Raw genomic sequence first — 19,898 nt, forward strand, 5'->3', positions numbered from 1 at the left:
GATTGCGTTCAGGCGCGTTTGGCGAGCAGACGGTAGAGTGCAGATGCCGGCAGGATGCGTTTAAGGATCGCGCCGATCCTGGCCGGCACTGTTACCACATAATGCGGGCGCGGGCGCCGCGACAGAAGCGCATGGTGCAAGGCGGCATAAACCACCTCCGGCCCGGGCTTCAGCCGCGATGTGCTGCCGCCGGCCCGCAGCCGTTTGAGTTGCGCCGCATAGGCGAGGCGATGAACGGAATTCTCGTGATCGATATTCGCCAGGAACCACGCGAGGCTGTTGCTGGCGATCTTCGATTTTACCGGCCCCGGCTCGATCAGCGAAACATGGATGCCGCTACCCCGGAGTTCTTGATAGAGGGACAGCATCAGCCCTTCGATAGCGTGCTTCGATGCCGAGTAGGCGCCGCGAAAAGGCACCGGCGCGAGGCCGAGGATCGATGAGCAATGAACGAGACGACCATGGCCCTGGCGGCGCATCACCGGTACGACGCGGCGAGTGAGATCATGCCAGCCAAAGACATTGGCCTCGAACTGCTGCCGCAAAGCCTCGACCGGCAGGTCCTCGACGGCGCCGGGCTGTCCGTAGGCGCCGTTGTTGAAGAGCGCATCGAGCCGGCCGCCGGTCCGTTCCAGCACCGACGTCACCAGCGCCTCGATCGATCCGGGCTCGGTATAGTCCAGATAGAAGGCCTCAATGCCGTCGGCCTCGAGCGCGGCGATATCCTCGGGCTTTCGGGCCGTTGCGAACACCCGCCAGCCTTCCTTCTTAAGAGCATGGGCGCAATAGGCGCCTATACCGGAAGAGGCACCTGTGACAATGATGGTGCGCAACTCTTTTCCGGGAGGAATGGTGGTTTGACCTAGGGTTGTCATTTACTGCAAACCCTTCCCATATTCGCGGCGTCCGGACAATCGAAGGGAACGCGGTTCTTGTTGCGGAAGATCGTAGCCCTTAAACGCGTCCTCTATGACGCGCTCGGCCATTTCAACACCGACGACGGCTGGGCAATGGCCAGCCATCTGGCGATCACCGCGCTGATGGCGCTTTTTCCTTTCCTGATCTTCGCTACGACGCTGGCGAGTTTTTTCGGCGCGCAGGCTTTCGCCGACACCGCCGTGCACCTTGTGTTCGACACATGGCCCGAGCAGATCGCCAAACCAATCGCGCGCGAAGTGCTCAACGTGCTTACCGTTAGGCGCAGCGACCTGTTGACGTACGGTATCGTGCTTGCCGGATACTTCGCCTCGAACGGCATCGAGGCGCTGCGGACTTCGCTCAACCGTGCCTATCGTGTCTCGGAAACGCGGGGCATCATCTACCGGCGGGTGCAGAGTATCATCTTCGTGCTGATCGCGACGGCGGGGTTTTTGGCGATCAGCGTGCTGCTGGTCTTCGCGCCATTGCTGGCCCGGCTGGCCGAGTCGCATTTCGAATGGATAAAACCCTATATGGGCACGATCACGCTGTGGCGTTACGTCATCGCCTCGGTCGTCATCATCGGCGGCCTGTTCGCCGTGCATTTCTGGTTGCCGGCCGGCAAGCGCCGCTTCGTCTCCATCGTGCCGGGCATCATCTTCACGCTGATCGGCTGGCTTATCGGATCGACCATCTTCGCCGCCTATCTCGATCATTTCTCGTCCTATGTGACGACCTATGCCGGCCTCGCCTCGATTATGATCGCCGTCGTATTCCTCTATATCGTCTCGGCGATTTTCATCCTCGGTGGCGAGCTCAACGCTGCGATCAGCCGCTATTTAGAGGCGCGTGCGAGAGTCGGCTGAGTTAAGCATGATCTTTTCCGAAAACCGGTTCCCACTTTTTGGGATCATGCTTTTGGCGGCTGAGCGGTCGCCAGCCCGACGCCGAGCGTCGCGATCGCCATGCCGGCGATCTGGAGCGGGCTCAATTGCTCACCGAACAACGCCCAGGCGATAACCGCGGTGACGGCCGGCACGAGGTAAAACAGCGAGGCGACCTTCGATATCTCGCCGTCGCGGATCATCACCATCAACAGGAAGATGGCGCCGATCGATAGCACCAGCACGAGCCAGGCCATGGCGAAAATCAGTTCGCCGTTGACGATGACCGTTCGGGTCTCGAAGGCGAGCGAGGCCAAGACCATCACCGATGCGCCGCCGACATATTGCCAGAACGTGGCAGCCACCAGATCACCGCCGGAGGCGAAGCGCTTCTGCCAGATCGTGCCGGCGCTCATGCCGAGCACGGAGACCAGCGAGGCGCCCAATGTTTCGGCCGTCACCCCGCCGCCGAGCGCGCCGAGCTTCGGCCAGAGCACGATCACCACGCCGATCAACCCGAGGCCGAGACCGGCCCAGTGGCGCGGCAGGATGGCCTCGCCCAGAAGCCGACCGGCGAGCACTGCCGTGATCAGCGGCTGCAGGCCGACGATCAAGGCTGAAAGCCCAGCGGGCATGCCCCGGTGGATGGCCCAGAACACGCCGCCGAGATAGACCCCATGCATCAGGATGCCGGCGCCGGTCGCGTGCAGCGCCTCGTCGCGGGTGGCGCGGCTCGAACCAAGTGCGGCCATCAAAGCGACAAGCAGGATTGCGGCCAGGACAAAGCGCGCGGCCAGGAAAGTAAAGGGCTCCGCCCACGGCATGGCATAGCGCGCGCCGATGAAGCCGGTCGCCCACAGGACGACGAAAGAGGCGGGGATGAACCGCTTGAGGCTGTGCATTTTCAGGAGGCCGCGGTGAATTCGGGTGAGGGATCGACTGCGGCGACTGCTTAATGCCGTTCGGGCCGGCAAGCAAAACCAAACGGTTGATCCATAGAGTCATTTGAATTGAAGGAGCGCCATTGATGGCCGTCAGCTCGCCGGTCTAGCTAGAGACCGACCAGCCGCCTAACATCGTCGGGCGAGGCGCCCGCCGCACGCTGGGCGGCAAGGCTGGTATCGCCAAGACTCTTCGAGAGTTTTCGTCCGTCCGGGCCGAGGATCAGGCGATGGTGAAAATAGGCCGGCTGCGGCAGGCCAAGCAGCTGCTGAAGCAGCCGCTGCACGCTGGTCGCGGAATAAAGATCCTGGCCGCGCACGACATGGCTGACGCCCTGCAGCGCGTCATCCACGGTGACGGCGAGGTGATAGCTGGTCGGGATTTCGCGGCGCGCCACGACCACATCGCCCCACTCCTGCGGATGGGCTTCGACACGACGCGCGGCGGAGAGCGTCTCGTCCGTGTATTCGGCCCATGACAGGTCCTTGCCGGCGCGCTCTATTGCCGCATCGATGTTCAACCGCCAGGCAAATGGCACATTTTCAGCGATGCGCCGTTTGCGTTCGCTCGGCGGCAGCGCCTTGTCGGCGGCGGGATAGAGCGGCACGCCGTCCGGGTCGCGCGGCCAGTCGCGGCCGCGCTTTTCGCTGTCGGCGATGAAGGCGCGGATCTCACTTCTGCTCATGAAGGCCGGATAGACAAGCTCCGCTTCGATCAGCCGCTCGAGCATCGCCCGATATTCGGCAAAATGCTCGGACTGGCGGCGCACCGGCTCCTCCCAGCCAAGCCCCAGCCATTTCAGATCGCGAAAAATGCCTGCCTCGAATTCCGGCGTGCAGCGCGTCGTGTCGATGTCCTCGATGCGCAGCAGCAAGCGTCCGCCCACCGCCTTTGCCAATTTCTGATTGAGCAGCGCCGAATAGGCATGGCCGAGATGCAGTTCGCCGTTCGGGCTCGGCGCGAAGCGGAATGTCAGCAGTGTCATTGTCCGGCGGGCAATCGGGTTGTGCGGCGCTTTCGCCAATTGCTACTTTGCGCCGGCAGCGTCGTGCGTCCAGAGGGACACGTGACGAACGTGCGGCACTTTTGATTTTGGAATAAGCAGACATGCAACGCATCGCCAGCCTCGACGACATTGCGCAAGGGCTGGATAGGCTATGCTTGCTCGACCCACGCCTGGAAAAAGTGCGCGGCATGGCCGGCGAGGTGCCGCTCAGGCTGTCGGAGCCGGGGTTCAGGAGCCTTGCTTCCATCGTCGTTTCGCAACAAGTGTCCCGCGCGAGCGCCGATGCCATCTTCGGCCGCCTGACGGAACTGCTCGATCCGCTGACGCCGCAGGCGATCCTTGCCGCCGATGAGGCGATCTTTCGCAACGCGGGACTATCGCGGCCCAAGCAGCGCGGACTGATTGCCGTCGCCCAGGCGGTGGCCGACGGGCTCGACCTCGATCACCTCTGCCGGCTCGATGCAAGCGAGGCTATCGCGGCCATGACCAGGGTGCCGGGCATCGGCCCGTGGACGGCTGAAGTCTACCTTTTGTTTGCCGCCGGACACCCGGACATCTTTCCGGCGCGCGACGTTGCATTGCAGAGCGCGGTCGGCCATGCGCTCGGCATCGACCCGCGTCCGCCGGAGAAAATGCTGATCCGGCTTGCCGAATCATGGAGCCCGTGGCGCGGTGTCGCATCGCGGCTTTTCTGGGCTTATTATCGCGAATTGAAGGGCAGGGATGCCGCGCCTCCGGCCTGAATCCGCAAAAAAGCATTGAAATCATGCGTTTTTGAGACCCGGCATGATCGACAATCCGCTTCACATCCCTGTCATGTCGGGCTTACAGTATCCGCGTCGACCGGTTCTAGGGTGAAGGAGGTCAACGACGTGACGGTTGCCGTATCTCCGGATGGGCTTCCAGCGCTGGTGCTGAATGCGGATTACCGTCCGCTCAGCTATTATCCCCTGTCGCTCTGGTCCTGGCAGGATGCCATCAAGGCGGTGTTCCTCGAGAGGGTGAACATCGTCGCCGAATACGAACACGCCGTCTCTTCGCCGACCTTTTCGATGAAGCTGCCGAGCGTCGTCAGCCTGAAGGCTTACGTGAAGCCGTCGAGGCATCCGGCGTTTACCCGTTTCAACGTCTTCCTGCGCGACCGTTTCCAGTGCCAATATTGCGGCACACCGGACGATCTGACGTTCGACCATGTCATTCCGCGCCATCGCGGCGGCGCCACGACCTGGGAGAATGTCGTCGCTGCCTGTTCCCCCTGCAATCTGAGGAAGGGCGGCATGATGCCGGCCCACGCCAAGATGTGGCCGCTGCAGAAGCCCTACCAGCCGACGGTGCATGATTTGCATAATAACGGCCGGCTGTTCCCGCCCAACCATCTGCACCAAAGCTGGATGGATTATCTGTACTGGGATGTCGAACTCGAACCATAGAGTTCGGCAAAGATCCGCCATGCCGGTCGGCTGACGCAGCTTTCTGCGCTTCCGGCCTTCGCCGGCCGAAGCATTCATGAGCGGTCGTGGCGTGGTAGTGCACTCCGGCCTGACGAATTTCTGAACGAATTCTGCGTTGTGCCACTCAGTCGCGGGCAAAGGCGCCGCGGAACGCGACGGCGGCGAGGACAAAGCTGGCGATGGCATTCCAGCCCGCCAGCGACAGGCCGAGGATGCGAACCGCCGCCTTGTCGCAGGAAGGCGGGACGAATTTGTCGAGCGCGTCGAGCACGCCCTTGCCGCCGGTGTCCACCGGCCCGGCGGCTGCGCTGCAATCGGTCGGGCCCGGCCACCACCCCCATTCGACGCCGGAGTGATAAACGCCGAGATAGACGCCGTAGAGCATCAGCAGGCCGCCAATGGCTAGCAGGCCACGGCTTACCCAGGCTGGCGCCCGAAGCGCCGACGCAAGCACCGCCAGCAGCATCAAGGGCACGCCGACGTAGTAAGGCGTGCGCTGCTCGAGGCAGAGCTTGCAGGGGATGTAGCCGCCGAGATACTGGAAGGCCAGCGCCGAGCCGACCGTGGCGGTCATGGCGACGGCGAGAAACAGGGCGGTGCGCAGCCGCTGGCGTCCGGTATCGGCATTCACGGTCGCTGTCATCGGGCTCAGTCCGTTCGGTTCAGACGGCGTATTTGACGACGATATAGAGCAAAATCAGGGCAGCGGCGCCGGCGCCCGCAATCTGGCCAAGGCGCTTTTCGATGAAGTGGCGGATCGGCTCGCCATAGCGGCGCAACAGCCACGCGAGAAACAGGAAGCGAGCACCGCGCGCCACGATTGCCAGCACGATGAACAGCAGCAAAGGAACACCGATGACGCCCGACAGGATCGTCACAACCTTGATCGGCGGCAGATGGGCGAGGCCGGAGGTGACCAGCATCAGGATGATGAAGCCGACACCCGATGAGACGCGCATCGCCTCGAACTCGTCATATTTGCCATAAAATTCGAGGATCGGCCGCGCCACCGCATCATAGGCATAATGGCCGATGAACCAGCCGGCGATGCCGCCCAGCACCGAGGCGACGGTGGCGACCAGCGCGTAACGATAGGCGCGATCCGGCCGCGACAGCGCCATCGGCAGATAGAGGACGTCGGCCGGCACCAGGAACACCGAGCTCTCGACGAAGGCGATGAAGGCCAGCCACCATTCGGCGGATTTGCTCGCCGCCAGCGACAAGGTCCAGTCGTAAAGTCCGCGAAGCATCGGCACTCCTAATGCACGCCCAAACCAGAAGTGGTCTTGGGATCACGACATGTACAAACAAGACTTGGAAGCGCCCCGCATCAACCTCGTCGGACAAGGTGCGCTTCAATGACATGCGCCGCCTGTCTAGAAAGATTTTCCGCGCTGCACAATGGCAGCTGCTTCACGAAATCGAAAGGCTGAGGCTTGAGCGAGCCCAGATGTCGGGATTTGGCCAGTTGACGAACAGGCCTCCAACCGTATAGTCCGCGCCCATCCAGGCCGCCCGGCCTGAGCCCCTATGGCGGAATTGGTAGACGCGCTCGACTCAAAATCGAGTTCCGCAAGGAGTGCTGGTTCGATCCCGGCTAGGGGCACCACTTTTTAAATTCCGACGCGGCTTCTTATTAAACCTAATGGCGTGGGTGGGATCGTCCGCGACGCCCTCGACGGCCACCGAATGGTTGCGTCTTGCCTGTTGCCGCAAGCTGCCCAAGCTTCCGCTGAACGGTGCGCGGACCAGCCCCAAGCGCAATCTGGCGTTCCTCACCGCACGCGATCAGGCGTGCCGCGGTCCCGCAAAAAGACGTTGCCGCAAAGTCGATCGCTGCCCGACAGACATGTTTCCTCCCGCGAACTACCCACCAGACCCGGCCCACAGATGCAACCTCGGGAGGTGAGATATGCGGTAACATTATGGCACGATGCGAAACAGCTTCGTCTTGGATCGTGCTGCGGGCCGGAGCCGCCGCCGTGCCTAGCGCAGGGCCGCCACGACGTCGGCGAAGTCGGCCCGCTTGCCATTGCCGGCGCGACGCAATTGCACCTCGACCGGCTTGCCGTCGGATTGGTCGCAGTAGACGATGGGTCCGGGCCGCACCCATTTGTCGCCCCACTCGGTCAGCGCGATAATGACCGTTTTGAATTCCAGCCCCTTCCGGGTCAGGACATAGTCGGCCTGCTCGCCGGCGGCACCCGGGCGACGGTCCATCAGGCCGGCCTCGACGAAATCCTCGAGGCGCTTGGCCAGGATGTTGGTGGCGATCCCCAGGCTCTTCTGGAATTGCGAAAAGCGCGTGCAGCCGCCGAATATCGCGTCGCGCAGGATCAACAGGCTCCAGCGCTCGCCGACCAGTTCCAGGGCGCGTGAGGCCGAGCAGTTTTGTTTTTCATAGAGACGACCAAGCATGGAGTGAACATACCCTATTGACTTGCATCATGCAAGTATGCATTGTGCTTGCATGATGCAAGCGACAGAGGTCGAGAGAGCGTCGCTCCACTTCATCGCCCGAGATTTCGGGTGTCCATCAACCAATCAGATCCAGACAGGAGATATGTCATGAAAAAGGAAGAAGATTACACGACGTCATTTGTCGTCGAGCAAAGCCCGGAAGAGGTTTTTGCCGCGGTTATCAATCCGCGCGCCTGGTGGTCGGAAGACATCGATGGCGATACCAACAAGCTAGGTGCGATATTCTACTATCATTTCAAGGATATCCACCGCGGCACATTCAAGGTCACGGAGCTCGTGCCTGGCAAGAAGGTCGTCTGGCACGTCGTCCAGAACTACTTCAACTTCGTCAAGGATGCGACCGAGTGGACCGGCACGGACGTGGTCTTCGAGATCGCGCCGACTGATAAGGGGACCGAACTGCGTTTCACCCATGTCGGGCTGAAGCCGAGTGAAGAATGCTACGATGTCTGCCATGACTCGTGGCGCTTCTATGTCGCGAGTCTTCGCGACCTGATTTCGACGGGCAAGGGGCAACCCAACAAGGGCGAAGAGAACGCCAACCCAACGGTTGTGCCGCAAAACGAGGACCTCGGCGCCGTCGAGCGCAAGGCGGCAGGCGATGGCGCCGAGATGATCGTCATGACGACGGCAGCGGCGAAGCCCGGCATCGAAAGCAAGGTGCGGAATGCCCTGCGCGACGTAGCGGGGGCGGCCCGCAAGCAAAGCGGGTGCATCGACTATAGCGTCTTTTGCTCGGAGGCAGAGCCCAACGTTACCATCTGCGTCGAGCGCTGGGCATCGAAGCAGGAGCGCGACGCTTTTCTACGCTCGGCGGACGCGAAGAATTTCGTTTCGGCCATCACCGGCGCCTTCCTGGAGCGGCCTTCGCCGATCTCCTACACGACATTGGAAGTCGGGTCCTAGTTGCAAGGGTTCGCCCGGCGATAGCGCCGGCTGCCCTGGAGCAATGCACGGGGGAGACGGCGTCCAAGCGTGGAACAGAAAACCATAGCCTACTTGCATGATGCAAGAACGAATGGCTTGCATTCATGCAAGAGGAGGAGAGATCGCCGTGCCGAAATCGATGGAAGTCACAAACAAAGCCGTTCTCGTGACCGGAGCCAACCGCGGCCTCGGCAAGGCGCTGGTCGAGGAAATATTGAGACGGGGTGCCAAGCGCGTCTATGCCGGCGCGCGCAAACCGCTCGCCCACGCGGATCGGCGCGTCACGCCGCTGATCCTGGACGTGACCGATGCGGTGCAGATTGGGGCGGCTGTCGAGCGGATCGGGTCTCTCGATATCCTCATCAACAACGCCGGCATCGGGCTCTACGACGATCTTGGCGATCGCGCCGCGCTTGAGCGACACCTCGCCGTCAACCTGCTCGGCGTGCATGGCGTAACCCACGCATTCCTGCCGCTGCTCACGCATTCGCGCGGCGCCGTGGTCAACATCCTGTCGGAAGCGGCTCTCGTTCCCTTCCCGATTATTCCGTCTTACTCACTGTCGAAGGCCGCCGCGTTTTCCATGACGCAATCGCTACGTGCTCTCGCCGGCGCTCGTGGCGTGAGCGTTCATGCAGTCCTGTCCGGTCCCATAGACACCGACATGAGCAGAGACGCCGATATACCGAAGAGCTCCGCGGAGAGCGTCGCGAAAGGTATCCTGGACGGCATGGCGCGAGGGGAGGAGGAAATTTTCCCTGATCCAAAATCGGCATCCATGGCCGAGAGCTGGCGCGGCAGCGCGTTCAAAGCGCTCGAACGCCAAATGGCGGCTTTCGTCCAAGCCATGCCCACCAAGCCATAGGCGACCGCCGCCATCGATAGGCTGCCAGCATTTGCAATTCAGCGTCCCACAGTGGAGCGGAACGTCATGCTGTTGAACGCAACTTCCCCGGTTTTCACCAGCGGATCACGATGACTTTGTCGGTCCCGTTGGCGAGTTCGACAGCTTCGGTGCCATCCGGTTTGCGGCTTTGGATTCTGGCGCTCTCGACAGCTTCAACGCCAACAACGTTGACTGCAAAGGCTTCATCGATTTCGGCGGCACAGACCAAGGTGTCCGGCGGCAGGTCCTTTACTTGGTCCAACAACTCGCGAAGCTTCATGGTCGAATCTCCTTGGCGATAGCAGGAATGAGCAGCACGCTTTCGCCGCACATTCGGAACCATGTCCCTTGAGAAAGGTTCCCGATGAGGTGGAGATGCCGCAGAATGGGACGAGCGCGGCGATCCGCCCGTCACAATGATGTGAACGCGCCGTGCGAAGCATCTGTCTCAAATCCCTGTCCCTAATGCTGCCGGCGCAATTCCTTGTTGATCATGCCGCCCATCGCTAGACCGATCGCCATCACCGCAAAAGTCGCCGCGATAGATCGCTTCGGCAGCACCGTCTCCCAACCTGGCGTCAACCGCTTCGGCACGAAGCCATAATCTGTTGCCGCGGCAATGGCCGCTGCCGCCAACGCATCGCGAAATATCAGAAGCGACGGACGCGGCGGCCTCGAGGCGAGCCATAGTTCGAAAAGGAATGCCCAGAAGATGGAGGAAGCGTGATGCGTGCCATAGCCGACGAGCGTGTGCGCCACATCACCGCGCCGCACGGACGCGGCCTGTTCGCCGTAGAGCCAGTGGCTGGTCGCATTCGTGGGCTGCAGGGCGCCTTTGCCTTCCCGCCTTGCAAGCAGGGCCAGCGCAGCTGTCGTGGCGAAGCTGACGATCGTACCCGAAACGGCTGCGGACAATCCTGTCTGGATCAGGCTTTTCACTTGGTCCTCCGTCGTTTCGCGGTCGGCTCCTTGGAACGCCTTTTGTCAACCCGCGGCAGGGTCGAGTCGTGATTGCCAAACGGCGAAACGAGTCCGAAGGTTCCGGGAACGGGCTTTTGGTTGGACGTTATCCCAGGAGCGTCCTCCGGGATAACGCCTTTGAGGTCCGGCTGCCTTTCCTGGTAGGCTCGGATCGTAGCCCGGCCGCTATTACATCGGCCCCGGCACCATCTTGGTCGGCTGCTCAGGCATCGGAAACGGATAGTTGTCGCATTTCACGTCCGGGTTCGTCGGGCTGAACATTCCGAGCGGGTTGTCCTTGAACAGCCAGGCGTGAAGGTCGTAGTGGTGGAACTCCTTCGGGATGAGCGGGTAATGCCCCTCCATCGGCCCCTGGAATGTCTGGCCGAAGAGCTTCGGCGGCTCCTTTGTGTCCGGCGTCAAGGGCACGAGCCATTCCGCGCCGACCAGGCGCAATTCGCCGCCGACCGGCTCATAGATCAGCACATTGGGGCGCGTCGGATCCGCGGTCGGGCCGACAGTCGTGACGTTGACGAAATGGATGCCCATCGCGCCCTTCGGGTAGTCCATCGCCCCCTCTACCTTTTCGCCGCTGTAGAAAACGCATCCTACCGTCGATAGATAAAGCTCGCGAATGGCAACCTTGTAGTCTTCATACCTGGACAGCGATTTACGCAGGGCATCGATCTCGGCTTTGTCGGGTTCGGCCGCCCGGGGAGCGGCGGCGTTCAGACACGCGCCAATGAGACCTGCCAAGGTGAGGATACCGACACGCCTGAGGTGAGTTGTTTTCATCATGCATTCCTCCCAGATTTTTTTCTTCTGGCCGTGCAGGACCGAGGCGGCAGTGATGCTGGACGCGCGGCCGTAATTGATCGCCTCATCCCGGTTGGGACTGCGTCGATGCTAATCCTTTCCGCTGATCGGGAGAATTAACCCTGACGACCTAGGCCCGAGAGAGCCGACGGCGCAGAGACGGACGGTCGGGTCCACTTTGGACGCCATGCACTAGCGCCGGCGCAGCAGGCTCCTCATCCGGTTGCGCAGCAGGCGCGCCATGTTGCGGGTTTCGCGGTAGAGGTGAAGCTGCGACGCCGCCTGACGGGCGGGGCGGTCGGCATCCGGCGTCAGCCCGATCACCAGCGTGCCCATCGGCCTGCGCTCCGTCCACAGCCGGCTCATCACCGGATGGTCGGGCACGGCGCAGGAATCGGTCATCATGATGTTGGGGTCGTCGAGATGCTGCCTGGTCACCTCGATCATCAGCAGCGTGCCTGGCGAATAGGCAGCGAGCGTCTCGTCATAGGCGGTCTTCCAGGTGTAGCCGACGCCGGCCTCGACGAAGACGACCAGGCAGGCGATGGTGCGGCCGTCGAGCGTCAGCGAATGGATACGGCAAAGATCCTGCTCGGCCAGCCGGTGCACCGCCTCGCGGGCGAAGGCGGCGCGGTAGCGGTCGATGGCCATGGCAGTGCGCTCGCGGCCTTTCCAGCCAGCGGCCTCCAATGTCAGGAAATTCTCGATGGCATGGCGGATCTCGTCCGGCCCGCGCGCCACCACATGCTCCAGCCGGCCGAGGTCGGCGAGGCGGCGCTTCAGGCGGCGGAACTCGCGATAATGGTGGGCGCGCAGTGAAGCTTTCAGATATTCCTCGCCGTCGAGCGCGCTTTCGAGCACCGGGCGGTCGGCCTTGCCGGTGGTGACCAGCGTCAGGCCGCGCGTTTCGGCGACGCTGGCGAGCAGGCTGGCCACCGGGCCGTCCAGCCTTATGTCGGGCAGCACGAAGACCTTCGGCAGCTTGAGATGCGGCCGCGACAGCATCGAGAAGAAATCCTCGATGACGCCGATCGGATCGTCGCGGTCGACCAGCGGCGTGCCGATCGGGCCGAACGGGCTCGACCAGGTGCGCATGACGGGAATCCCGAGCGGCACCGCCGGTCGCTCGACCGAGAACGGCACCAGCAGGCGCAGCCGGTTGCGGTACTGGTCGCCGTCGCGGATGACGGCCAGCCGCACCTCACGGTCCTCCAGCCTGGGCATGGCCGGCGCCAGGAAGCGCGGGTTGAAGAAGACGTTGGGCTCGATTGTGCGGGTGCAGAGATAGTCGAGCTCCTCGACCAGGTCGAAGCCGGCGGAGGCTGGATAGATGGCAAGCTTGCGCTCGGGCCGGTTGTTGGCGAGGATCTCGATATGGGCGGGATCGGCCTCGCGGGCAAGCCCGGCAAGACCGGACACCATGGCGCCGGCCGGGCCGCCGCTGGTTTCCTCGAGCAGGGGGACGGCAGCCATCAGGCGGCTCCTTTGGCGGATACGAAAATGACCATGACGATGCCGAGCTTGCGCCAGACCGTGAAGGACAGCGCGCCGGCCTCGAAGATCATGGCGAAGACGGTGGCCATCGCCGCGCCCCACAGACCGAAGAGCGGGATCAGCACGACGCTCAGCGCGATGTTGAAGGCCAGCGTCAGGGCGTAGACGACGGCACAGATGTTCTGGTTGCCGCTCATGGTGAGCAGGCTTTCGCAAGGGCCGACGGCGGCTCGCGCGACGACGCCGAACACCAGCAGGAACAGCAGCGGATAGCCGGCGGAAAATTCCGGGCCGAACAAGGTCAGCATAGGCTCGCCCAGCGCCAGCACCAGCAGCGCCATCGCCAGCGACGGCCAGAAGGTCCACGACACCGTCTCGCGGGCAAAGGCGGCGAGCTTTTGCGGCTCGCCATGGGTGAACTGGGCATAGCGCTGGGCGACGCCGGCCTTGACGGCGAAATAGACGAAATGCACCAGCGCCAGCGTCTTGACCGTGGCGAAATAGACGGCGACGTCGTTGGGATCGAGATAGGCGCCGACCATCAGCACGTCGGCATTGGTGAGCAGGAAGAAAAAGCTCTCGACCAGGAAGATCGGAAGCGAGACGATGAACCAATGGCCGAAATGCAATTTCATCGGCCCGGCCGGGATCCTTCTGTCCATGCGTGACGTCACGCCGATGAGCTGACCGAGCGTGGTGGCGTAGGTGGCCGCGATCGCGGCGAAGATCGCCGTTCTGGCGTCGGGCGCGTAGCCCACCAGCAGCATCAGCGCCATGAAGGCCAGGATCAGCACCGGCCGCACCAGAAAGGTCGGCGACAGCGCAAACAGCGCCCAGGAATTGGCCCGCGCCAGCCCTTGCAGAAGGTCGGACATGGCGATCATCGGCAGGCAGATGATGCCGAGGATGAACGGCACTACGTAATAGTCTTCGATAAAGGGCGACAGCAGCCAGACGGCGAGCGCGCCGAGGCCGGCGATCGCGGTGGAGGCAACCAGCACGAACAACCGGCTGGCCCGCACGATGCCGCGCAATTCGGCCAGCATGCCGCGCGCGCGATATTCGGGGATGAAGCGGATCACCGAGGTGTGGAAGCCGAGGCAGGCGAGATTGCCGACGATGACCATCGTCACCCAGACGAGGACGAAAATGCCGTACTCGAACGAGCCCATCCAGCGCGCCATCAGCACCTGGCTGACGAAGGCGATGACGGCGCTGACGATGCGGACCGAAAAGGCGATCAGCGACATGCGGCCGGCCTCCCCGCGCTCGCCGGCGGCGAACAGCACGGCATCGATCAGGCCGAGCAGCGGCCTTATGCGCAGCGCAAGGCGCTGCGGCAGGAACCGCCCGGCTGTCGTCGCCGCGGAAAAGCGCACCCAATACTCTCCGTTTTCCCGCCAATTTACAGGGGCTTGGTGTAGCGGAGACACATTAAGAAACGGTTGGGTGGGAAGTTCCCTTCGCCCCGTCTCTATACGGGGAGAAGCTGCCGGCAGGCGGATGAGGCGCGGCGCTGGCTGCTTCATATTCATCATTCGCGCAACCCTTCAACCTGCTCGGGAGTGTCTCAGTTTGAAATCCGCGGAAACGCCTATCCCGTTTGCCCCATATGCGAAACGCCTATATGCTGAGCGGAACGCACGGCAGCAACAATGGTCTACACTGTCATCTGGTATGGAAGGCAGGGCATCGTCGACAAGTTGATCTTCGACGACGAGAAGACCGCGAAAGATCATGCAACCTCCATGTTTCAAACCCGAAAGGGTGACGATGGAATCGTGTCCGTTGAAGTTCGTAAGGACAACGGCGCTGTCGTCTTTAGCCATGCCGAGAACTAGGAATGCCAACCGGACCTAAAGGCCAGAAGCGTCCTGCCGACGTGATCGGCAATGCCGCCCGCGTCATGCGTATTGCTACAGGCGAGGAATCCGATGACGTGGTTGACGACGGTAAAGACCTGCCGCGAAAGCGCTGGGCGCGAAAGGCGGCACGAAGCGGGCCGAGAATATGACGCCAGAGCGTCGCCCTAAGATCGCCAAAAAGGCTGAGCGCCCCCCTCTGGCCTGCCGGCCATCTCCCCCTCAGGTGGGGAGATTGGCTAATTGCCAACGCCTCCGCTGCCCCTCATCCGCCCCTCGGGCACCTTCTCCCCGTGAACGGGGCGAAGAAAGGCAGTGCCTTACGCAAACGCCCCGTGGCAATGCTTGTACTTTTTCCCTGACCCACAGGGGCAGGTTTCGTTGCGGCCGATCTTGCCCCAGGTGGCCGGGTTCTTCGGGTCGCGGTTTTCGGGGGCGACGATGGCGTTGGTCTCCTGGCGGACCAGGACGGCCGTCTCGCCGCCTTCGAAATCGTCCTCGCCGGTCGAGCCGTCGATATGGCTGCCGAACATGTCGGGCGCCTCTGGCGGTGGCGCTTCCGCCGCCTGGCGGACCAGCTCGACGCGCATCAGCTGCGCCGTGACGGCCTGGCGCAAATTGCCCAGCATCGCCTGGAACAGCTCGAACGCCTCGCTCTTGTACTCCTGCAGCGGATCCCGCTGCGCATAGCCGCGGAAGCCGACGACCGAGCGCAGATGGTCGAGATTGACGATGTGCTCGCGCCACAGATGGTCGAGCGTCTGCAGCACCACGGAGCGCTCGACATAGGTCATCACGTCGGGGCCGAAGCGCTCGGCGCGCTCCTTGGCGGCGGCGTCGGCGGCCTGGCTGATGCGCTCGCGGATGTCGTCCTCAGCAATGCCTTCTTCCTTGACCCAGTCCTCGACCGGCAGGTCGAGGTTGAGGAATTCGGCGATCTCGGCCTTGAGCCCGGCGACGTTCCACTGCTCGGCATAGGCGTTTTCGGGAATGTTCTTGGCGACGATCTCCTCGATGACGCCTTCGCGCATCTCGGTGATGGTCTCGGACAGCCCTTCGCCGTCCATCAACTCGAGGCGCTGCTCGAACACCACCTTGCGCTGGTCGTTGGAGACGTCGTCATATTTCAACAGGTTCTTGCGGATGTCGAAGTTGCGCGCCTCGACCTTCTTTTGCGCCTTTTCCAGCGCCTTGTTGATCCAGGGATGGATGATCGCCTCGTCTTCCTTGAGGCCGAGCTTCTGCAGCATGCCGTCCATGCGCTCGGAACCGAAGATGCGCATCAGATCGTCCTGCAGCGACAGGAAGAACTTCGACCGCCCGGGATCGCCCTGACGGCCTGAGCGGCCGCGCAACTGGTTGTCGATGCGGCGCGATTCATGGCGTTCGGTGGCCAGCACATAGAGGCCGCCGGCGGCAAGCGCCTTTTCCTTCAGCCGGGCGATGTCGTCGCGGATTTCCTTTTCCCTAGCCTCGCGCTCGGGGCCGGCCGGCATGTCGCCAAGCTCCTCGGCGATGCGCATGTCGGCATTGCCGCCGAGCTGGATGTCGGTGCCGCGGCCGGCCATGTTGGTCGCGATGGTGATGGCGCCGGGTTTGCCGGCCTGGGCGACGATCGCCGCCTCGCGCTCGTGATGGCGGGCGTTCAGCACCTCGAAATCCTTGAAACCTTCCTTGCGCAGGCGCTCGGCCAGTTGCTCGGATTTCTCGATCGAGGTGGTGCCGACCAGGGTCGGCTGGCCCTTGGCGCGGGCTTCCTTGATCTCCTTGACGATCGCCTTGTATTTCTCCTCGACCGTCCGGTAGACCTCGTCGTCTTCGTCAATGCGGATGACCGGCAGGTTGGTCGGGATCTCGGTGACGTCGAGATTGTAGATGTTGGCGAATTCCTCGGCCTCGGTCAGCGCCGTGCCAGTCATGCCGGCGAGCTTCTTGTAGAGGCGGAAATAGTTCTGGAAGGTGACCGAGGCGAGCGTCTGGTTCTCCGGCTGGATCGCCACATGCTCTTTGGCCTCGAGCGCCTGGTGGAGGCCCTCCGAATAGCGGCGGCCGGGCATCATGCGGCCGGTGAACTCGTCGATGATGACGATCTCGCCGTTGCGGACAATATAGTCCTTGTCCTTCTGGAACAGCCGGTGCGCCTTCAGCGCGTTGTTGACGTGGTGGACGATGGCCACGTTCTCGACGTCATAGAGCGACTCGCCCTTGAGCAGGCCTGCATCGCGCAGCATGTTCTCCAGCTTCTCGGTGCCTTCCTCGGTGAAGATCGAGGTCTTCTGTTTCTCGTCGATCTCGTAGTCCTGCGGCTGCAGCCGGACGATGAAGGTATCGATGGTGTTGTACATCTCCGAACGGTCCTCGAGCGGACCGGAAATGATCAGCGGCGTGCGGGCTTCGTCGACCAGGATCGAATCGACCTCGTCGACAATGGCGTAGCTATGGCCGCGCTGCACCATCTGGGCGCGCTCGTATTTCATGTTGTCGCGCAGATAGTCGAAGCCGAGCTCGTTGTTTGTGGCGTAGGTGACGTCGGCGGCGTAGGCGACGCGACGCTCCTCGTCGGACAGGCCATGGACGATGACGCCGACCTTGAGGCCGAGGAATTTGTAGACGCGGCCCATCCATTCGGAGTCGCGCGTGGCCAGATAATCGTTGACGGTAACGACATGGACGCCATTGCCGGCGAGCGCGTTGAGATAGACCGGCAGCGTCGCCACCAGCGTCTTGCCTTCACCGGTCCGCATCTCGGCAATACCGCCATTGTGCAGCACCATGCCGCCGATCAGCTGCACGTCGAACGGGCGCATGCCGAGCACGCGGCGGGCGGCCTCGCGCACGGTAGCGAAGGCCGGCACCAGAAGGTCGTCGAGGCTGGCGCCGTTGGCGATGTCCTGGCGGAATTTGTCGGTGCGGGCCTGAAGCTCGGCGTCGGAGAGCGCCCGCATCTCGTTTTCCATGGCATTGATCGCCTCGACGCGGGGCCGGGTCGATTTGACCCGACGATCGTTGGAGGAGCCGAAAACCTTACGGGCGAGACCGCCGAGACTGACCATCCAATGGCCCTTTCGATAGCATTCCAAGTCGTTGCGACGGGCGCCGGCTGGCCCCATCAAATCCACGTGAACGCGGACAAACGCAAAAAGCGCCCGGAAAACGGTTCTGGACGCAAAGTCGTTGGACAGATAAGAGGGGGCTCATTCGATGTCAACGCCGCGCTCGCCCTGTCGACCGCGCCAAATTCCGCCACAATCCTGCTGGTCTGGAAGCCATTCCGCTCTAGCTACCCCGCTTTGGAGATAATCGTAATGTCCTTGTTGTTCCGCCGTGCGTCGCTCGCCAGCCTTGGTCTGGCATTCGGCCTGTCGGCCCTCTCGCTGTCGCCGCTGATGGCACAGGAAGCCGCCCCTGCCCAGCCGGCAGCACCCGCCCCGGCGGCCAAGCCGGTCGATCCGAACGCCGTGGTCGCCACCATCAACGGCCAGACGCTGACCGAGGCAGACCTTGGGCTTGCCGAGGGCGAACTGTCGCAGCAGTTCGCGCAGCTTCCGCCCGAGCAGCGCCGCGCCGCGGCACTGTCGGCGGCGATTGAAATCCGCGTCATGGCGGCTCAGGCGGTGACCACCGGCCTCGACAAGGATCCCGACTTCCAGCGCCGCATGGCCTTCCTGCAGCAGCGCGCGCTGCATGGCGAAATGGTCGAGAAGGGCGTCATCGACAAGGTTACCGATGCCGAGGTCCGCGCCCGCTACGACCAGGAAATCGCCAACACGCCGCCCACCAACGAGGTGCACGCCCGTCACATCCTCGTGAAGACGAAGGAAGAGGCCGACGCCATCATCAAGCAGCTCGACGGCGGCGCCGACTTCCAGAAACTCGCCAACGAGCACACCAGCGATCCGAGCGGCAAGACCAGCGGCGGCGATCTCGGCTGGTTCGGACCTGGCCAGATGGTGCCGGAGTTCGACAAGGCGGCGTTTGCGCTGGCGGTCGGCAAATACACCGAGCAGCCGGTGCAGTCGCAGTTCGGCTGGCATGTCATCAAGGTTGAGGACAAGCGCACCAAGCAGCCGCCGGCGTTCGACCAGGTCAAGGACCAGGCGCGCCAGGCGGTCATCCGCGACAAGTATTTCGCGCTGGTCAAGTCGCTGCGTGCCAACGCCAAGGTCGACATCCCCGATGCGAACCTGAAGAAGACGGTCGACGCGTTGGAAAGCGCCAAATAAGCCAGATTGGGCTACGACAGGGCGCGCTGCCGCCCTGTCGCTTCTATTTGGTAGGGCGCGCGAGGATGCGTCGACGCCGCCGCCGGACCGCCGTGGCGTCGCCGGCATCCTCAGCGACGATGCCCTTCAAGATATAGCCGACCGCCCTGCGTAAGATCGCCTCGTCCTCGTCCAGGCGGTCTGTCAGAAGGTGCGCCCAGGCAAACGACGCGACCAGGTCGGCGACGACAGTGGCATCGACATCGGCTGCCACCTCTCCCCTTGCCTTGGCGCGTTCGACCATCTGGCCGGTGTGGATGCGACGCCCTCTCGCGTATTCGGCAAGGGCGGCGGCGGCTTTTTCGTCCGACTGCGCCTCGGCCATCAGCGATCTGAACACGCTGCCCGACGATGTGTCGCGCCAGTGCGCGAACAAGCTCTTCAGGAAGCCGACGAGATCCTCCGCAAGGCTCCCGGTATCGGGATTGTCGACGCGCTTTTGCCGCTGGTAAACGTCGAGCAGCAAGGCGGCCTTGCTTGGCCACCAGCGATAGATCGTCGGTTTTCCGGCGCGTGCGCGGCGCGCCACCGCCTCGATCGAGAAGCCGGAATAGCCGGCTTCGACCAGCACCGCCTCGGCGGCATCGAGAATGGCATCGGCGCTTTCGGGGCTGCGCCGTGCGCCGGCTGACCTGCGTCCGGGATCGGTGATTTCGCCCATTTCTTTGTCCTTACCCCCGATTTCAGCAGCCATCATATACAACTCTTGACGAAACGGAACGATCCGTTTTATACGAAACGAAACGTTCCGTAACGATAAGAGAACAGCAATGACTTCGGCCGTCGCCACACGTTTTTCGCGCCTGCGCTTCGCCCTGCTGGTGCTGCTCGGCGTCTATCCGCTGATCACTGCCATTCTGTACGTGGTTTTTCCGCTGACGCAGGAATGGCAGATCTGGCAGCGTACACTGGTCATCGCGCCGCTGATGGTCTCGATCATGATTTGGGGACTGATTCCGGGCGTGCAGCGGATGTTTCGTGGCTTCCTCAACCCGACCGTCCGGTGACG

Annotated in this window: 22 protein-coding genes and 1 tRNA gene; 10 read left to right on the forward strand and 13 right to left on the reverse strand. The window is 62.8% G+C overall.

Features of this window, described 5'->3' with window-relative positions; all coding sequences use genetic code 11:
- Positions 1 to 8: 8 nt before the first annotated feature.
- Positions 9 to 875: an SDR family oxidoreductase gene (locus NKJ12_RS19330; protein ID WP_352691031.1), complete on the reverse strand. Its 867-nt coding sequence runs from the start codon at positions 873 to 875 to the stop codon at positions 9 to 11.
- A gap of 57 nt (positions 876 to 932) precedes the next feature.
- On the opposite strand from NKJ12_RS19330, the gene NKJ12_RS19335 reads away from it, so the two are divergent.
- Positions 933 to 1,784 (forward strand): YihY/virulence factor BrkB family protein, encoded by an 852-nt coding sequence (locus tag NKJ12_RS19335; protein WP_254816677.1) that lies wholly within the window; start codon positions 933 to 935, stop codon positions 1,782 to 1,784.
- A gap of 44 nt (positions 1,785 to 1,828) precedes the next feature.
- Here the strand turns inward: NKJ12_RS19335 and NKJ12_RS19340 are convergent, their stop codons facing one another.
- Entirely contained in the window at positions 1,829 to 2,704 is an 876-nt protein-coding gene (locus NKJ12_RS19340; protein WP_352691029.1) for a DMT family transporter, read from the reverse strand.
- 149 nt (positions 2,705 to 2,853) lie between these two features.
- On the reverse strand, positions 2,854 to 3,729 hold the full coding sequence (gene gluQRS, locus NKJ12_RS19345; RefSeq protein WP_352691027.1) for a tRNA glutamyl-Q(34) synthetase GluQRS: 876 nt from the start codon (positions 3,727 to 3,729) through the stop codon (positions 2,854 to 2,856).
- A 122-nt stretch (positions 3,730 to 3,851) separates the two neighbouring features.
- Between gluQRS and NKJ12_RS19350 the strand changes: the two genes are divergently transcribed.
- Positions 3,852 to 4,493 (forward strand): DNA-3-methyladenine glycosylase family protein, encoded by a 642-nt coding sequence (locus NKJ12_RS19350; RefSeq protein ID WP_254816680.1) that lies wholly within the window; start codon positions 3,852 to 3,854, stop codon positions 4,491 to 4,493.
- A 129-nt stretch (positions 4,494 to 4,622) separates the two neighbouring features.
- On the forward strand, positions 4,623 to 5,180 hold the full coding sequence (locus NKJ12_RS19355; protein ID WP_254816681.1) for an HNH endonuclease: 558 nt from the start codon (positions 4,623 to 4,625) through the stop codon (positions 5,178 to 5,180).
- Positions 5,181 to 5,325: 145 nt separating this feature from the next.
- On the opposite strand, the gene NKJ12_RS19360 is transcribed toward NKJ12_RS19355, so the two are convergent.
- Both NKJ12_RS19360 and NKJ12_RS19365 read right to left on the reverse strand, forming a co-directional pair.
- A complete protein-coding gene (locus NKJ12_RS19360) occupies positions 5,326 to 5,844 on the reverse strand; it encodes a disulfide bond formation protein B (protein ID WP_352691025.1) in 519 nt (172 codons plus the stop codon).
- Between the two features lie 19 nt (positions 5,845 to 5,863).
- The gene (locus tag NKJ12_RS19365) at positions 5,864 to 6,451 is read right to left on the reverse strand and encodes a YqaA family protein (RefSeq protein WP_023721063.1); all 588 of its coding nucleotides are present in this window, start codon (positions 6,449 to 6,451) and stop codon (positions 5,864 to 5,866) included.
- A gap of 274 nt (positions 6,452 to 6,725) precedes the next feature.
- On the opposite strand from NKJ12_RS19365, the gene NKJ12_RS19370 reads away from it, so the two are divergent.
- Positions 6,726 to 6,810, forward strand: a tRNA-Leu gene (locus NKJ12_RS19370).
- A gap of 377 nt (positions 6,811 to 7,187) precedes the next feature.
- Here NKJ12_RS19370 and NKJ12_RS19375 read toward each other — a convergent pair.
- On the reverse strand, positions 7,188 to 7,619 hold the full coding sequence (locus tag NKJ12_RS19375; protein WP_352456668.1) for a winged helix-turn-helix transcriptional regulator: 432 nt from the start codon (positions 7,617 to 7,619) through the stop codon (positions 7,188 to 7,190).
- A 150-nt stretch (positions 7,620 to 7,769) separates the two neighbouring features.
- Here NKJ12_RS19375 and NKJ12_RS19380 point away from each other — a divergent pair, with 150 nt between their 5' ends.
- Both NKJ12_RS19380 and NKJ12_RS19385 read left to right on the forward strand, forming a co-directional pair.
- Entirely contained in the window at positions 7,770 to 8,588 is an 819-nt protein-coding gene (locus NKJ12_RS19380; RefSeq protein WP_352691023.1) for an antibiotic biosynthesis monooxygenase, read from the forward strand.
- Between the two features lie 148 nt (positions 8,589 to 8,736).
- Positions 8,737 to 9,474, forward strand: coding sequence for an SDR family NAD(P)-dependent oxidoreductase (locus NKJ12_RS19385; protein WP_352456666.1), 738 nt, complete (start codon positions 8,737 to 8,739; stop codon positions 9,472 to 9,474).
- A gap of 94 nt (positions 9,475 to 9,568) precedes the next feature.
- Here NKJ12_RS19385 and NKJ12_RS19390 read toward each other — a convergent pair whose 3' ends face one another.
- From NKJ12_RS19390 to NKJ12_RS19410, 5 genes are all read right to left on the reverse strand, one after another.
- Complete coding sequence (locus NKJ12_RS19390; protein WP_023677964.1) at positions 9,569 to 9,775, reverse strand: hypothetical protein; 207 nt, start codon at positions 9,773 to 9,775, stop codon at positions 9,569 to 9,571.
- Between the two features lie 182 nt (positions 9,776 to 9,957).
- Complete coding sequence (locus tag NKJ12_RS19395) at positions 9,958 to 10,434, reverse strand: hypothetical protein (protein ID WP_352691021.1); 477 nt, start codon at positions 10,432 to 10,434, stop codon at positions 9,958 to 9,960.
- Positions 10,435 to 10,644: 210 nt separating this feature from the next.
- Complete coding sequence (locus NKJ12_RS19400; RefSeq protein WP_352646629.1) at positions 10,645 to 11,253, reverse strand: hypothetical protein; 609 nt, start codon at positions 11,251 to 11,253, stop codon at positions 10,645 to 10,647.
- 210 nt (positions 11,254 to 11,463) lie between these two features.
- On the reverse strand, positions 11,464 to 12,744 hold the full coding sequence (locus tag NKJ12_RS19405; protein WP_352704405.1) for a GNAT family N-acetyltransferase: 1,281 nt from the start codon (positions 12,742 to 12,744) through the stop codon (positions 11,464 to 11,466).
- The gene (locus tag NKJ12_RS19410; protein WP_352704407.1) at positions 12,744 to 14,144 is read right to left on the reverse strand and encodes a lipopolysaccharide biosynthesis protein; all 1,401 of its coding nucleotides are present in this window, start codon (positions 14,142 to 14,144) and stop codon (positions 12,744 to 12,746) included. Before NKJ12_RS19410 ends, NKJ12_RS19405 begins: the two co-directional genes overlap by 1 nt.
- Before the next feature lie 276 nt (positions 14,145 to 14,420).
- On the opposite strand from NKJ12_RS19410, the gene NKJ12_RS19415 reads away from it, so the two are divergent.
- Positions 14,421 to 14,606: a hypothetical protein gene (locus NKJ12_RS19415; protein ID WP_254816687.1), complete on the forward strand. Its 186-nt coding sequence runs from the start codon at positions 14,421 to 14,423 to the stop codon at positions 14,604 to 14,606.
- 2 nt (positions 14,607 to 14,608) lie between these two features.
- Entirely contained in the window at positions 14,609 to 14,779 is a 171-nt protein-coding gene (locus NKJ12_RS19420; protein WP_352704409.1) for a hypothetical protein, read from the forward strand.
- Positions 14,780 to 14,947: 168 nt separating this feature from the next.
- Here the strand turns inward: NKJ12_RS19420 and secA are convergent, their stop codons facing one another.
- Positions 14,948 to 17,680: a preprotein translocase subunit SecA gene (gene secA, locus NKJ12_RS19425; protein ID WP_352704411.1), complete on the reverse strand. Its 2,733-nt coding sequence runs from the start codon at positions 17,678 to 17,680 to the stop codon at positions 14,948 to 14,950.
- Positions 17,681 to 17,932: 252 nt separating this feature from the next.
- On the opposite strand from secA, the gene NKJ12_RS19430 reads away from it, so the two are divergent.
- A complete protein-coding gene (locus tag NKJ12_RS19430; protein ID WP_352476303.1) occupies positions 17,933 to 18,850 on the forward strand; it encodes a peptidylprolyl isomerase in 918 nt (305 codons plus the stop codon).
- A 43-nt stretch (positions 18,851 to 18,893) separates the two neighbouring features.
- Here the strand turns inward: NKJ12_RS19430 and NKJ12_RS19435 are convergent, their stop codons facing one another.
- The gene (locus tag NKJ12_RS19435) at positions 18,894 to 19,550 is read right to left on the reverse strand and encodes a TetR/AcrR family transcriptional regulator (RefSeq protein WP_352704413.1); all 657 of its coding nucleotides are present in this window, start codon (positions 19,548 to 19,550) and stop codon (positions 18,894 to 18,896) included.
- 109 nt (positions 19,551 to 19,659) lie between these two features.
- On the opposite strand from NKJ12_RS19435, the gene NKJ12_RS19440 reads away from it, so the two are divergent.
- Positions 19,660 to 19,896: a putative antibiotic biosynthesis monooxygenase gene (locus tag NKJ12_RS19440; protein WP_352704415.1), complete on the forward strand. Its 237-nt coding sequence runs from the start codon at positions 19,660 to 19,662 to the stop codon at positions 19,894 to 19,896.
- Positions 19,897 to 19,898: the final 2 nt, after the last annotated feature.

Source organism: Mesorhizobium sp. M0195 (genome assembly GCF_040322115.1).
Classification (GTDB): domain Bacteria; phylum Pseudomonadota; class Alphaproteobacteria; order Rhizobiales; family Rhizobiaceae; genus Mesorhizobium.

Excerpts from the sequence above, each read along its gene's own strand:
- NKJ12_RS19440 (WP_352704415.1), top strand. The coding sequence starts at position 19,660 with ATGACTTCGGCCGTCGCCACACGTTTTTCGCGCCTGCGCTTCGCCCTG.
- NKJ12_RS19430 (WP_352476303.1), top strand. The coding sequence starts at position 17,933 with ATGTCCTTGTTGTTCCGCCGTGCGTCGCTCGCCAGCCTTGGTCTGGCA.
- NKJ12_RS19405 (WP_352704405.1), bottom strand. The coding sequence starts at position 12,744 with ATGGCTGCCGTCCCCCTGCTCGAGGAAACCAGCGGCGGCCCGGCCGGC.
- NKJ12_RS19350 (WP_254816680.1), top strand. The coding sequence starts at position 3,852 with ATGCAACGCATCGCCAGCCTCGACGACATTGCGCAAGGGCTGGATAGG.
- NKJ12_RS19360 (WP_352691025.1), bottom strand. The coding sequence starts at position 5,844 with ATGACAGCGACCGTGAATGCCGATACCGGACGCCAGCGGCTGCGCACC.
- NKJ12_RS19420 (WP_352704409.1), top strand. The coding sequence starts at position 14,609 with ATGCCAACCGGACCTAAAGGCCAGAAGCGTCCTGCCGACGTGATCGGC.
- NKJ12_RS19340 (WP_352691029.1), bottom strand. The coding sequence starts at position 2,704 with ATGCACAGCCTCAAGCGGTTCATCCCCGCCTCTTTCGTCGTCCTGTGG.
- NKJ12_RS19330 (WP_352691031.1), bottom strand. The coding sequence starts at position 875 with ATGACAACCCTAGGTCAAACCACCATTCCTCCCGGAAAAGAGTTGCGC.
- NKJ12_RS19365 (WP_023721063.1), bottom strand. The coding sequence starts at position 6,451 with ATGCTTCGCGGACTTTACGACTGGACCTTGTCGCTGGCGGCGAGCAAA.
- NKJ12_RS19390 (WP_023677964.1), bottom strand. The coding sequence starts at position 9,775 with ATGAAGCTTCGCGAGTTGTTGGACCAAGTAAAGGACCTGCCGCCGGAC.
- NKJ12_RS19375 (WP_352456668.1), bottom strand. The coding sequence starts at position 7,619 with ATGCTTGGTCGTCTCTATGAAAAACAAAACTGCTCGGCCTCACGCGCC.
- NKJ12_RS19435 (WP_352704413.1), bottom strand. The coding sequence starts at position 19,550 with ATGGGCGAAATCACCGATCCCGGACGCAGGTCAGCCGGCGCACGGCGC.
- secA (WP_352704411.1), bottom strand. The coding sequence starts at position 17,680 with ATGGTCAGTCTCGGCGGTCTCGCCCGTAAGGTTTTCGGCTCCTCCAAC.
- NKJ12_RS19380 (WP_352691023.1), top strand. The coding sequence starts at position 7,770 with ATGAAAAAGGAAGAAGATTACACGACGTCATTTGTCGTCGAGCAAAGC.
- NKJ12_RS19400 (WP_352646629.1), bottom strand. The coding sequence starts at position 11,253 with ATGATGAAAACAACTCACCTCAGGCGTGTCGGTATCCTCACCTTGGCA.
- NKJ12_RS19415 (WP_254816687.1), top strand. The coding sequence starts at position 14,421 with ATGGTCTACACTGTCATCTGGTATGGAAGGCAGGGCATCGTCGACAAG.
- gluQRS (WP_352691027.1), bottom strand. The coding sequence starts at position 3,729 with ATGACACTGCTGACATTCCGCTTCGCGCCGAGCCCGAACGGCGAACTG.